A 13,620-nucleotide genomic window follows, 5' to 3' on the forward strand; every position below is an offset into this window, starting at 1 on the left:
GTGGCTACCCGGTGGCTCCCGGGCGGCTGTTGGACGGCCGCTGGACGGCCGCTGGACGGCTCCGTGGCGGCTACTTGACGGCGCCCGCCATCACACCGGACACGAACTGCCGCTGGAAGGCGAAGAAGACCACCAGCGGGACCACCATCGACACGAAGGCGCCGGGCGCCAGGATGTCGATGTTGTTGCCGAACTGCCGTACCTGCTGCTGGAGGGCGACCGTGATCGGCTGCGCGTCGCTGTTGGCGAAGATCAGCGCGACCAGCATGTCGTTCCACACCCACAGGAACTGGAAGATGCCCAGCGACGCGATGGCCGGGCCGCCCAGCGGCATGACCACCCGCACGAACAGCCGGATCTCGCCCGCGCCGTCCAGCCGCGCGGCCTCCAGCAGCTCGCGCGGGATCTCCGCGAAGAAGTTGCGGAGCAGGAAGATCGCGAAGGGCAGTCCGAACGCGGTGTGGAAGAGCACCACACCGGAGATGTCACCGAAGATCCCGATGTCGCCGAAGAGCCGCGCGACCGGGATCAGCGCCACCTGCACCGGCACCACCAGCATCGCCACCACGGCGATGAACCACCAGTCGCGGCCCGGGAACTCCATCCAGGCGAAGGCGTAACCGGCGAGCGAGCCGATCACCACGACCAGCAGCGTCGCGGGCACGGTGATCAGCGCGGTGTTCACCAGCGAGTCGGTGATCGCGTGATTGTCCAGCAGCGTGCGGTAGTTGGAGACCGTCAGCTCCGACGGCGAGGTGAAGACCTTCCACCAGCCGCTGGCCGAGATGTCGCTCGGCGTACGCAGCGACGACAGCAGCAGCCCGATCGTCGGCATCAGCCAGAACAGCGCCACCACCAGCAGGAAGACCCGTACCAGGCCGCCGCTCGCGCGGGCCGCGATCCGCGCGGCCACACTCTCCTTCGGCCTCGGCGCGGCCTCGGGCACCGCGTCGCCCTTCGCCGCCTGGCCGCCCGTCTCAGGACCGCCCGCCATGGCGGCCGATTCCGCGCTCATCGCCGTCCCTCCCTGCGCAGCCGCCGGATGTTGAAGATCATGACCGGCAGGACCAGCAGCAGCAGGATCACACCGATCGCGCTGCCCACCCCCTGGTTGTCGCCGCCGCCGAAGGACGACAGATAGAGCTGGAGGGCCAGGACGTTCGCGTCCGACTGGGTGTTGCCGGGCGCGATGATGTACACGAGGTCGAAGATCTTCAGCACGTTGATCATCAGCGTGACCGTGACGACCACCAGGACCGGGGCCAGCAGCGGCACGGTGATCCGGCGGAACACCTGCCACTCGTTGGCGCCGTCCACCCGCGCCTGTTCCATCAGCTCCCGCGGCACCCCGGCCAGACCGGCCGCGATCAGCACCATCGCGAAGCCCGCCCACATCCAGATGTAGCTGCCGATGATCGACGGCGTGATCAGATTCGGGCCGAGCCAGTTGACGCCGTTGTATTTGCCGGAGAAGTTCGAGGCGGGCAGCCGCAGTTGGGCCCCGGCGGCGGACGCGGGCAGCTTGTACGTGCCGTCCTTCCCGGACTTCGCCGTCGCCACCACCTTGCCGTCCTTGACCGCCTGCACCTTCACACCGGACAGCGCCTTCTCGCCCGGATCGATCACACCGGGCTTCCCGGTGCCGCCGGGCCTGAAGTCCAGCCATACGGTGCCGGTCACCGAATCCGGCTGCGAGGGCGCGGGCTTGGCGTCCACGGCGTTCGAGGGCAGCTTGTTCTGCGGGATGCCGATCAGCGGCAGATCCGCGGGACTGCCCTGCCGGGCCGTGGACTTGGTGGTGAAGGAGCCGCCCGCGCTCGGCGCGAGATCGCCGCCGGGCCGCGGCCTGGCGCCCGGATAGGCCGCGTTGTCGGTGAACGTGTCATGGACCGCGACCACCACGGCGTTCGCGACGCCGCGCCCCGGGTCCTGCTCGTACACCAGCCGGAAGATGATCCCGGCCGCCAGCATCGAGATGGCCATCGGCATGAAGATGACCAGCTTGAACGCCGTGCTCCAGCGCACCCGTTCGGTGAGCACGGCGAAGACCAGACCGAGGGCGGTCGCCACGGTCGGCGCGACCACCACCCAGATCGCGTTGTTGCGCACGGCCGTGAGGATGCCGTGGTCGGTGAAGACCGTGCCGAAGTTCTTCAGACCGACGAAGGCGCTGCCGTCGGCGTCGAAGAGGCTGCGCTGGACGGTGTAGACGATCGGGTACACCACGAGCGCGCCCAGCAGGATCAGGGCGGGCAGCAGGAAGAGCGCGGCCACCCAGGGACGGGTGCCCATCAGGCTCCTGCGGCGGCCCGGTCCCTTGGCGGGCGGCCCGGGCAGAGGGCCGGGCGGCGGCGGCACCGTCACAGCGGTGCCGCCGCCTCCCGCCCCCGCGGCGGAGTCAGCCATCGGGGGCATCTCGCCTCAGTTCCCGTACGCCTTGGCGGCGTCCGCTTCGAGCTTGGCCTGCACGCCCGCGACATCGGACGGCTTGGAGAGGAAGTCCTGGAGGTCCTTCCACTCGCCCTGGCCCTTGGTCCCGCCGAAGGCGGCCGGAGCCTGGTCCGACATGTCGAAGCGGAAGTCGTCGCCCGCCGCGATCAGCGCCTGCGCGATGGACCGCTGCACGTCGTCCGGGTACGCCGCGAAGTCCAGCGACTTGTTCGGCGACAGGTAACCGCCGCCCTGCGCCCAGATCTTGGCCGCCTCCGGCGTCGCGATGTACGTCAGCAGCGCCTGCGCGGCCGGGCTGTCCTTCAGCGCCACGCCCACGTCACCGCCGCTGACCACCGGCGCCTTGCCGCTGCCCACCGCGGGGAACGGGAAGACCTTCGCGTCCGTGCCCACCTTCGCCTTGGTGTTGGCGGCGATGAACGCGGAGACGAAGTCGCCCTCGTAGACCATCGCGCCGGCCGGCGGGTTGCCGGTGAAGACCTGCGTCACCGACTTCGGGAAGTCGGCGGCGAGTGCGCCGCTGTTGCCGCCCGCGAGCAGGTCCTTCTTGCCGAAGAGCTGCCCGAGCGTGGTGAGCGCGTCTTTCACCGACGGGTCGGTCCACTTGATGGTGTGCGCGGCGAGCTGGTCGTACTTCTCGGGTCCGGCCTGCGAGAGGTAGATGTTCTCGAACCAGTCGGTGAGCGTCCAGCCGTCAGCGCCGCCCACCGAGACCGGCGCGGTGCCCGACTCGAAGACGGTCTCCGCGGTCTTCAGGAAGTCGTCCCAGGTCTTGGGCACCGAGGCGCCCGCGGTCTCGAAAGCCGCGCTGTTGTACCAGATCAGCGACTTGTTGGAGACCTTCGCGTAGATGCCGTACTGCTTGTCCTTCCACGCCCCGAGCTTCTGCCATCCGGGCGAGAAGTTCTTCTGGAGTTGCGCGGTCGCCTCGGGGCCCAGCGGCTTCAGCCAGCCCTTGTCGGCGAATTGGTGCAGCACGCCGTTCTGCGCGAGGAAGGCGACATCCGGCGGGGCGCCGCCCTCGATCTTCGTGCCGAGGAAGGTGGACTGGCTGTCGCCGGTCGGGACGAACGTCGATTTCGCTCCGGTGAGCTTGTCGAACTCGTCCAGCACCTTCTGGAAGTTCTTCTGCTCCGGCCCCGTCCACACGGCGGCCACTTCGAGCTTCTGCCCGTGCAGATCGGGCAGCTTGACCCCCGAGGCGGAACTCGTGGCGGACGCGCTCGGCGATTTCCCGCCGTCGTCCTTCTTGTCGCTGTCACCGCCGCACGCGGCGGCGGTCAACGCCAGCGCGGTCGCCGTCACTGTGGCGAGCGCTATGCGCGTAGTGCGGTTGTTTCGGCTGGTGCGCGGATTCTTCAGCGTACGCATCTGGCCATCCCCTCAGTCCCGTGGCGTCTGTCCTATGCCTTCGCGAACCCCAGCCGCAAGGGAGTACGGGGCTCCGTGACAGCTATCGTGACCATGACGTGATCTTGAGCCAAACGCTTTAACAGGGACGGCGGTTGGAATATCGCCGCTTGTCCGTCACGCGCCTCCCGAATGCCGGGGCACGGGTGTGCCGCATGACGGGGCGTTGGCCAACGCCCCGTCAAATCGGCCTATCCGCACGAGAATCGACGGACGGCGTGCGCGATGACCGTCGGAACATCGCAGATCAGCCGTCTGACGCGGGCCAGTTGACCGCCGTCGGCCACCCGACCGGTTCAGACCAATGACGGTTTCCGCCCGCCGGACGGAATCGGATCGCCGTGCGGGTACGAATTGGCGGACGGGGCAGGATCAGGGCATCCGCGTGAAATCCGCGCGCGGACGCTTCGGACGCTTCCGACGCGTCGGTACGGGCGGATTCGGCGGGATGCCCGTCCGACGGGCCGTCCGACGGGCGCGCGACGTCAGATCAGCGGGCCGGGGGCGGAACCCGGCGCGCTCGCGGACGCGGCGCCTTCCGCGGCGCGCGCGCCCGCCTCCTCGGGCGCCGACTCCGCCGCCCGCTGCAAGGCACTGGCCAGCAGGGCGAGATCGGTCGGGCCGTTGCCCAGCTCGCGGACCTGGCGGCGGGCCGGAGGATCGCCCATCCGCTCCCACTCCAGCGCCACGACGGTCGGCCGGAGCGTCGCCGTACGCGGGATACGGCCGCTGACCCGGCCCGCCTGGAACGCCGTCACCGCGCCGCCGGGCCGCCGCAGATAGCCGCGCCCCGGCACCGTGTCGTCGAGCCCCGCCGGGTCCTCGACATGCACCAGCAGCGCCGCGGACTCCGCGTCCGGCATGCGCAGCGCGATCCGCAGCCGGGACCGCTCGTCGGCCTCGGTGGCCGCCGTACGCTCCGGGCGGCCGGTCGACGCGATGAGGTGCACACCGAGCCGCGCGCCCTCCCTGGCGACCGCCTCCAACGCCCGGACGACACTGCCCGCCGCCGGTCTGCCGGTGCTGCCGAGACCGGGCGCGACCAGCTCGTCGAAGTCGTCCACGACCACCACGAGCCGGGGCAGCACGGGCTGGGTCCGCGCCGTCACCGCGCCCTGACCGGTGGGCTTGCGCGCCCCCGTCTCACCGGCGCGCGCCTCGTTCCGTCCGTCGGACCGGCCGCCTTGGTGCGGGCCGCCCTGGTGCGGCACGGTCGCGGCGACCAGCCGGTCCCCGTGCCAGGCCGCGAAGTCCTGCCCGTCGAGCAGCTCCGCGCGCCGCTTCAGCTCCGCGCCGAGCGCCTGCGCGAACTCCCGCATCCGCAACGGGTCCGAGGCCACCAGATGCGTGCTCACATGCGGCAGGTCGGCGCAGGCGCGCAGGCCCTCGCCGCGGTCCTGCCCCGCCCCGTCCACCAGCACCAGGGACAGCCGCTCGGGGCGGTCGCCCGCCGCGAGCGCCGCCGCGACCGACCGCAGCAGCTCCGTCTTGCCCGAGCCCGGCGCGCCGCCGACCATCGCGTGCGGCCCCTCGGTCACCAGGTCCACCGCGACCCGGCCGCCCGCGCCGACGCCCAGGACGGCCGTCGCCGCCCCGACCGCCGCGGGGGCCGCCGCCCACCGGTCGGCGATCTTCGCGGGCGTGGCCAGCGCCAGGTCCAGCTCGTCGAGCAGCCGTACGGTGCCGGGCAGCGCGTGCCGCGAACGGGCGCCGGACACCTCGCCGTCGGCCTCGCGCAGCGGCGCCAGGGCGCGCGCGAAATGCTCGGCCCACGCGGCCGACACGGCGTCCAGCACGATCTCGTCGGCGGCCGGTTCCGGCGGCGCGCTCGCGGCGGCCGGGCCCGCGGGCTCGATCCGCAGCGTCGTCGCCACGTCGCCCGAAAGCCGGGCCACCACCCCGGTGTCCACAGCGGGCCGCTCACCGCTCTCGGCCAGGCACAGCACATGCACCCCGACCGAGGGGCCGGCGACGGCGATCCGCGCCACGGTCTGCCGCAGCGTCGTGGACCCCGGATCGCCGTCCACCACCAGGAGCGTGAAGGGCCCTTCGTACGAGGCCGCCGCCGCCGAAGCCGCCTCGGGGGTCGCGGCGGCCCAGCCCGCGCCCAGCGGACCCGCCTCCAGACGACGCGCCAGCTCGCCGGTGCGCGCGTCCGCCTGGTCCCGGTCGAAGGCCAGCAGCAGCCGGCAGTCCTGGCCGTGCGCGGGGCGCAGATGCGGCAGCCAGTTCAGCCAGGACCACTCCTCGGCGCGCTGGTCGGCGGTGCGGGCGCGGTCGGCGCTCAGCATCACCAGCTCAAGAGCGGCGGGGGAGTGCAGCGCGCACAGCTGTGCCAGGACGGCGCGCGCCAGACCCGCCAGCCGCGGCCGGGGCCCGGCCAGGGTCAGCGCGGCCGTCCGCGGCGCCAGCAGGTCCACGGTGAACGGCACGGCCGTCAGCAGCCGCGTCCCGTCCTCGGACGGCAGATCCGCCGTCCCCAGCCGTACGGTCAGCGCGTCCGGATGGCCGGGACCGCGCTCCCACAGCCGCCGCCCCGGGCCCAGCGCCGTCAGCAGGACGGCCGCGGGATCGGGCCACCGCTCCCGCAGCGCCTCGGCCTCCCCGCCGTCCCCGTCGTCCGCAACACCCTTCGCCGCGCCGAGCCGCCGCCGCGCCCAGGCCCCTATCGACCCGACGACGCCGCCGCCACCGGGGCGCCGCGCGCTGTCGAATCCGGGCGCCCGGCGCTCACCGGTGGCCCGGCGGCCACTGCCCAGGGGGGCGTCGTCCTCGTCGCCGTCGTCGCCGTACACGTCGGCGGCGGCGCCCGGCGCGTCGTACGGGGCGCCGGGCGTACGGCCGTAGGCGTCGGCCTCGGGCGCCGCCGGGGGACGGCTGTGCGCCGTGCCGGACGTACCCGCGCCGGGGAGGCCGTCCGGCCGCGTACCGCCGAAGGCACCGGGGCCGGTAGCGGCACCCGCGCCTGCGTCGACGGCCGCGCCCAGGGCCAGGCCCGCGCCGTGCGTGACGGTGGACGAGGGGTCGGTGACCGGGAGCGGCGCGGAGGGCTCGCGCAGCGAGACGCGCAGGTGCCCGTCGGCGTCGGGCTCGGCGGCGAGCGCGGAGGGCCCGGTGGGGCTTCCCGACTCCAGGCGGAGCGTCGACTCGCCGATCCGGAGCAGGGCGCCCGGGGGCAGCGCGAGGGGGCGGGGGCCGACGGGCCGCCCGGCGAGGGTGGTGCCGTTGGTCGAGTCGAGGTCGGCGACGGTGATGAGCCCGTCCGCGCCGAAGGCGACCTCGCAGTGCAGACGGGAGACGTCCGGGTCGTCGAGCGGCACGTCGGCGTCGGCCGAGCGGCCGATCCTGGCCTGGCCGCCCTGGAGCAGGTGCACACCGCCCGCGTCGGGGCCGCCGACCACATGCAGCCTGGCCGTCTCGGCGGGCGGCTGCCCGTACTGCCCGAACCGGCCGTACTGACCGTGGTCCGCGACATGGCCGCCGCGCTGCTCCGCGGGCGCGTGCAGCGAGAGCAGGGCGCCGTCCACCAGGGGCGGCACGCCCAGCGGCGTGGTCGGCGCGAGCCGCAGCGTCCCGGCGAAGAGCGCGACGGACGACCCGGCGGACCTGCCCGGCTGCCCGGACCCGGCCGCGGAGGCGAGGGCACCGGCCACCGCGCCCAGCGTGGTCCCCGCGGGCGCGGTGATGAGCACGTCGCAGGCGCGCACGGCCCGACCGCTGCGCGGCCCGAGGACGGTCAGCCGGATCTGCATCTCGTCCGCGCTCCCCTTCTGCCCTGACCCGCGGCGGGAAGTCCCCTCCCCGGCCGCGCGCGGGCGCGTCGACACGTACAAGCACGAGCGGTGGAGCCCCCGTTGCCCCAACCGGACCGTACGGGTGCATCCTCCCACCCGCCACTGACACCCCGTCCCCGGTCCCGCCCCGAGTGATCTTGAAAGTACGGCAGATGATCATCCCGCGACGGAAACCGTCCGGAAAGAGCGCCGCATCCGACCGGAAAGCCGCCGCTCGCGGCCGATCGCCGCCACAAACCGGGCGCGGGCCCTCAGTGCGCGATTCACCGCGCGCCACGGCACATGCCCGTGACACCACGTGACGCAACCAACAGCCCGGTCCTCGCGTCCTAGGTCGGACAACTGTTCTCGGACGTTCTCGGGCGTTCCCGGACCATCCGCGGGCCCTCGCCGGGCCGTCGTCCGGCCGACGGCGGGCTGGCGGCGGGTCGTGGGCGTGACACCGGGCACGGCACGGAACGCCGGACGGAACGCGGCACGGGCCGATTCCCGTGGCGCGGCCAGGACGCGGGTCCGCCCGGCGGCACTACGCTTGGCCGGAATCAGGGCGAGCCCGCCATGAGTACGGCCATGAGCACCGCCGCGCACGTGCCGGCGGCGCGCATGGTCAGGGCGGACACACTACGGAGCAGGGAGCGCATGACGTGCGGCCGGTAGGCAGCAAGTACCTCCTGGAGGAACCGCTGGGACGCGGCGCCACGGGCACCGTCTGGCGTGGCCAGGTGCGCGGCGAGCAGGGCAGCGCCGTCGCCGTCAAGGTGCTCAAGGAAGAGCTGGCCGGCGACCCGGACGTGGTGATGCGCTTCCTGCGCGAGCGTTCCGTGCTGGTCCGGCTGCGCCACCCGCACATCGTCCGGGTCCGCGACCTGGTCGTCGAGGGCGATCTGCTCGCCCTGGTGATGGACCTGATCGACGGCCCCGACCTGCACCGCTACCTGCGGGAGAACGGGCCGTTCAGCCCGGTCGGCGCCGCACTGCTCACCGCGGCCGTCGCCGACGCGCTCGCAGCCAGCCACGCCGACGGCGTCGTGCACCGCGACCTCAAGCCCGCCAATGTGCTGCTCGCCACGGTCACCGGCGAGGACGGCAACCCGCAGATGCACCCGATGCTGACCGACTTCGGCATCGCGCGGCTCGCGGACTCGCCGGGCCTCACCCGAACCCACGAATTCGTCGGCACCCCCGCCTACATCGCGCCGGAGTCCGCGCAGGGCCGCCCGCAGACCTCGGCCGTGGACGTCTACGGCGCGGGCATCCTGCTGTACGAGCTGGTCACCGGGCGTCCGCCGTTCCGCGGCGACAGCGCCATCGAAGTGCTCCAGGCGCACCTCAACCAGGAGCCGCGCCGCCCCACGACCGTGCCGGAACCGCTGTGGACGGTGATAGAGCGCTGCCTGCGCAAGGAGCCGGGGCAGCGGCCCAGCGCCGAGAACCTGGCCCGCGCGCTGCGCGTCGTCGCCGCGGGCATCGGCGTGCACTCCTCGCCCGCCGCGGCCGAGGCGGCCTTCGCCGTCGGCGGCCTCCTGGCGCCCGACGCGACGCCGACGCTGGTCCCCGGCACCGGCCAGGGCTCCGCCTCCGCCTCCGGCGACGCGGAGCCGACCCAGGTGCTGCCCTCCCGCCAGGGCGCGACGCCTTCCACCTACGACCCGAACGCCTCCACCACCGAACTGCCCGGCGACCCCGGCCCCGGCGGTGCCGCCGCCGAGGGCACCCGCGTCCTGCCGCCCATCCCGGACGAGGGCCCCGGCACCCCCCAGGGCCCGCACCCGTGGGAATCCCAGCTCAGCGCCCTGCGGCACCGCAACGAGCAGACCGAGCTGCGCTACCTTTCCCCCGAACAGGACCCCCTGCGCCGCGAGCCGCGCCGCCGCCCCCAGCCCCAACCCCCACAGCCCCCGCGCCAGCCGCACCAGGGGCAGGGGCAGGGGCAGGGTCGCCAGGGCCAGGGCCAGGGCCAGGGGCAGGGCCAGGGCCAGGGTCGGGGGCAGCAGGGCGGGCAGGGCTACGCGCAGCCGTACCAGCAGCCCCAGCAGCAGCGCCCCCAGCCCCCACAGCCGCGCTACCAACAGCCGCAGCCGCAACGCTACGAGCCCCAGCGCCCGCCCGCCCCCGCGCCCGAGCCCCGCCAACGCGAGCCCCGCCAGCGCAGCGCCAACCCCATGAAGATCCCGGGCCTCGGCTGCCTCAAGGGCTGCCTCACCGTCATCCTCGTGATCGTCGTCATCTTCGTCGTCGTCTGGTACACCACCCCCCTCCCCGACTGGGTCAACAGCACCCGCAACCTCTGGGACGCCTCCTCCGGCTGGGTCAGCACCGTCTACGACAAAATCTCCTCGATCACGGGCGACTCCAACGGCAACTAACGGGCTCCGCCCGCCGGTTGACGCCGGGGTGCGCCGCCGGGGGTGTGTTTGCGCAGGGGGCTGCGCCCTTACGGCACCGCTGCGCGGTGGGGTTGGCCGCTGGGGTGCGTTTACGCAGGTGGGTTCGCCGGTAGCCAGCGAGCCGAAGGCGGCGCCGGTGTTGAAAGGGAGAACGCGCACAGCGACCGAGGAACGAGGGAGCGAGCACGATCGACCGTCGACACCGGATTTAAGCCGCCGGAGGCGAGAGGGCGGCAAAAAAAGGGGGATCGCGGTGAGCTGACACAAGAGGGCTCCCACGCACGGTGAGGATGCGCGAGGCGGCTCCCCGCGCGGTGGGCTCCCGCAGAAGGGCTCCCACGCGCGGTTCGCCGTGGGTGGGTGCCGTCTCGCGTGAGGTCGCCGTGGGGTGCGTGCCTCCGGGGTCAGTTGACCGTGGTGGGTGCCGTCTCGCACCAGTTCACCGTCGTGCGAACCGCCTCGCGCGAGCTCGCCCTGGGGGTGCCGTCTCCCGTGGGGCCACCATGGTGGGTGCCGTCTCGCGCGGGCTCACCGTCCGCGCGAACCCCCTCCCGTCGGCTCAGTGTTGGGGGTGAAGGTGGGTGGGTGCCGTCCTGTGTGGGCTCACTGTGGGTGCGAACCGTCTCGCGCAATCTCGCCCTGGGGGTGCCGTGTCCGGCGGGGCCACCATGGCGGGTGCCGTCTCGTACCAGCTCACCGTGCGTGGGTGCCCTCTTGGGCGGCTGAGCGTTGCGGGTGAAGGTGGGTGGGTGTCGTCTCGCGCGGCTGAGCGTTGCGGGTGAACGTGGGTGGGCGCCGTCTCGCGCGGGCTCACCGTCCGCGCGAACCCCTTACCGTCGGCTCAGCGTTGCGGGTGAGGGTAGGTGGGTGCCGTCCTGTGTGGGCTCACCGTGGTGCGAACCGTCTCGCGCAAGCTCGCCCTGCGCGGGTGCCCTCCCGCGTGAACTCACCGTCGTGCGAACCGCCTCTCGCATCCTCACCCTGCGGGGGAGCCGTCCTTTCTATGCGCACCCCGATCCCCTTTTTTTGCCGCCCTTCCGCCTCCGGGCGCTTAGACCCGGTGTCGACAGTCGATCGTGCTCGTTCCCTCGTTCCTCGGTCACTGTGCGCGTTCTCCTTTTCAACACCGGCGCGCCCTTCGGCTCCATGGCTACCGGCGAACCCACCTGCGCAGCCGTACCGCAGGGGCGCAGCCTCTCGTGCAACCGGACCCCAGCGGCGAACCCTCCTGCGTAGCGGCGACCTTGGGGCGCAGCCTCTCGTGCAACCGGACCCCAGCGGCGAACCCTCACCCCGAAGCCGCGCCGCAGCGGCGAACCCTCCTGCGTAGCGGCGACCTGGCGGCGAACCCCCCTGCGCTGCCGGACCCCAGCAGCGCGGCCCCCCGCGCAACCTCCTCCGTGAGCGCCCCCAGCGGCGAGCCCCACCGCGCAGCGGTGTCGTAGCAGGTGCAGCCCCTGCGCAGCCGCCTCCCGAAGCGGGCGCAGCCTCTCGCGCAACCGGACCCCAGCGGCGAACCGTCCTGCGCGGCGGTGACCTGGCGGCGAACCCTCCTGCGCAGCCGCGCCCCGCCGGCGACCCCCCCTGCACCCGCGCCCCGCCGGCGAACCCTCCTGCGTAGCGGCGACCTTGGGGCGCAGCCCCTCGTGCAACCGGACCCCAGCGGCGAACCGTCCTGCGCGGCGGTGACCTGGCGGCGAACCCTCCTGCGCAGCCGCACCCAGGCGGCGAACCCCCCTGCGCCCCCGCCCCAGCGGCGAACCCTCCTGCGTAGCAGCGACCTTGGGGCGCAGCCCCTCGCGCAACCGGCCCCCAGCGGCGAACCGCCCTGCGTGGCGGTGACCTGGCGGCGAACCCTCCTGCGCAGCCGCACCCAGGCGGCGAACCCTCACCCCGCACCCGCACCCGCGCCCCAGCGGCGACCCCCCTGCGCACACGCCCCCCGGCACTCACCCCCTGCGCACCCCCCGCACCCCCCGAAGGCGGTGCCCTCTCGGCGAGGCACCCTTGCACCGGTGGGGTGCTTAGGGTGGGGATTTGTCGACTTCTGGAGGGTGATTTCTGTGGCGGAACGGCGCGTGAGGGGGCTCGCGTACCCCGAACGGCCCCTGATCCGCGTAGCTTTGTCGCCAACACGACGGACCGTCGGAGGAGTCGGAGCAAGCCTTGGCCAGGAAGATCGGCAGCCGGTACACCGCGCACCAGGTGCTCGGGCGGGGGTCCGCGGGCACGGTGTGGCTCGGCGAGGGCCCCGAGGGCCCGGTCGCCATCAAGCTGCTGCGCGAGGACCTCGCCTCCGACCAGGACCTCGTCGGCCGCTTCGTGCAGGAGCGCACGGCGCTGCTCTCCCTGGACCATCCGCACATCGTCGGCATCCGCGACCTCGTGGTGGACGGCACCGACCTCGCCCTGGTGATGGACCTGGTCCGCGGCACCGACCTGCGCTCGCGGCTGGAACGCGAGCGGCGCCTGGTGCCGGAGGCCGCCGTCGCGATCGCCGCGGACGTGGCCGACGGGCTGGCCGCCGCGCACGCGGCGGGCGTCGTCCACCGCGACGTGAAGCCGGAGAACGTGCTGCTGGACTCGGCCGTGGCCACGGGCCCCGGCGGCGCGCCGCCCGCGCTGCTCACCGACTTCGGCATCGCGCGGCTGGTCGACACCCCGCGCCGCACCCGTGCCACCCGGATCATCGGCACCCCCGACTACCTGGCCCCGGAGATCATCGAGGGCCTGCCGCCGCGCGCGTCGGTCGACATCTACGCGCTGGCCACCGTGCTGTACGAACTCCTCGCGGGATTCACGCCGTTCGGCGGCGGCCACCCCGGTGCGGTGCTGCGCCGGCACGTCACCGAGACCGTCGCGCCGCTGCCCGGTCTGACCGACGACCTGTGGCGGATTCTCGCGGCCTGCCTGGCCAAGGCGCCCGCCTCGCGGCTGACCGCGGGCGAGCTGGCCACCCGGCTGAGGGACCTGCTGCCGCACCTCGCGGGCCTGCCCGCGCTCGACGTCGCCGCCCCCGGCACCGACGACGGCGGACCGGGCGCGGACGACCAGGACGCGTACGACGACGGCTTCGCCGACCTGCCGCCCGGTGCCCCGGAACCGCCCCGCGGCCCCGGCGCCGACCGCCCGCGCGGCGCCGTACCGCTGGTCAGGGGCGCCGCGCCGGACTCCAGCCGGGACACCCACACCAGCATCAAGCTGCCCACGGCGGAGGAGCTGGCCGGTTACGGCGCCGCCTCCCGCAACGGCAAGGGCAGCAAGGCGGCCCGCGACAGCCAGCGCCGCGCCTCGGCACCGGGCCGCCCGGCCAGCCCCCGGCACCGCGCGGTCTCCGACGCCGTGCGCCAGCGCCGGATCAAGTTCGCCGCCGCGGCCGCCGCCGCGCTCGCCGTCGCGGGCATCGGCGGCTGGGGGATCGCCACCGCGGGCTCCGGCTCGGGCAACGACTCCGGCGGCACCTCGCGGGACGACGCCCCGCCCAGCCCGACGCCGACCGCCACCCGCGGCACCCCGACCGCGCCCACCGCGGGCGCCGCCTCCCCGCAGGGCCGCACCGGCGCGCCGGTCACGCTCCC

Annotated in this window: 5 protein-coding genes and 1 pseudogene; 2 read left to right on the top strand and 4 right to left on the bottom strand. The window is 74.0% G+C overall.

The genetic code is table 11. The annotated features are described in order from the left end of the window. Positions 1 to 70 precede the first annotated feature (70 nt). The 4 genes from ACZ37P_RS15880 to ACZ37P_RS15895 all read right to left on the bottom strand — a co-directional run bounded on the left by ACZ37P_RS15880 (position 71) and on the right by ACZ37P_RS15895 (position 7,613). Positions 71 to 994: a carbohydrate ABC transporter permease gene (locus tag ACZ37P_RS15880; protein WP_355343274.1), complete on the bottom strand. Its 924-nt coding sequence runs from the start codon at positions 992 to 994 to the stop codon at positions 71 to 73. A gap of 17 nt (positions 995 to 1,011) precedes the next feature. Continuing rightward, a complete protein-coding gene (locus ACZ37P_RS15885) occupies positions 1,012 to 2,406 on the bottom strand; it encodes a carbohydrate ABC transporter permease (protein WP_401304960.1) in 1,395 nt (464 codons plus the stop codon). Between the two features lie 15 nt (positions 2,407 to 2,421). Beyond that, a complete protein-coding gene (locus tag ACZ37P_RS15890; RefSeq protein ID WP_355342949.1) occupies positions 2,422 to 3,822 on the bottom strand; it encodes an ABC transporter substrate-binding protein in 1,401 nt (466 codons plus the stop codon). 524 nt (positions 3,823 to 4,346) lie between these two features. Next, positions 4,347 to 7,613, bottom strand: a complete 3,267-nt coding sequence (locus ACZ37P_RS15895) for an FtsK/SpoIIIE domain-containing protein (protein WP_467346871.1) — start codon at positions 7,611 to 7,613, stop codon at positions 4,347 to 4,349. Positions 7,614 to 8,299: 686 nt separating this feature from the next. Here ACZ37P_RS15895 and ACZ37P_RS15900 point away from each other — a divergent pair. Together ACZ37P_RS15900 and ACZ37P_RS15905 are read left to right on the top strand one after the other, a co-directional pair. Beyond that, positions 8,300 to 10,021, top strand: coding sequence for a serine/threonine-protein kinase (locus tag ACZ37P_RS15900; RefSeq protein WP_467346873.1), 1,722 nt, complete (start codon positions 8,300 to 8,302; stop codon positions 10,019 to 10,021). Between the two features lie 2,187 nt (positions 10,022 to 12,208). Continuing rightward, positions 12,209 to 13,531: pseudogene (locus tag ACZ37P_RS15905) on the top strand (serine/threonine-protein kinase); the annotation flags it as partial. Positions 13,532 to 13,620 lie beyond the last annotated feature (89 nt).

The sequence above is a fragment of the Streptomyces sp. NPDC024632 genome, assembly GCF_055559175.1.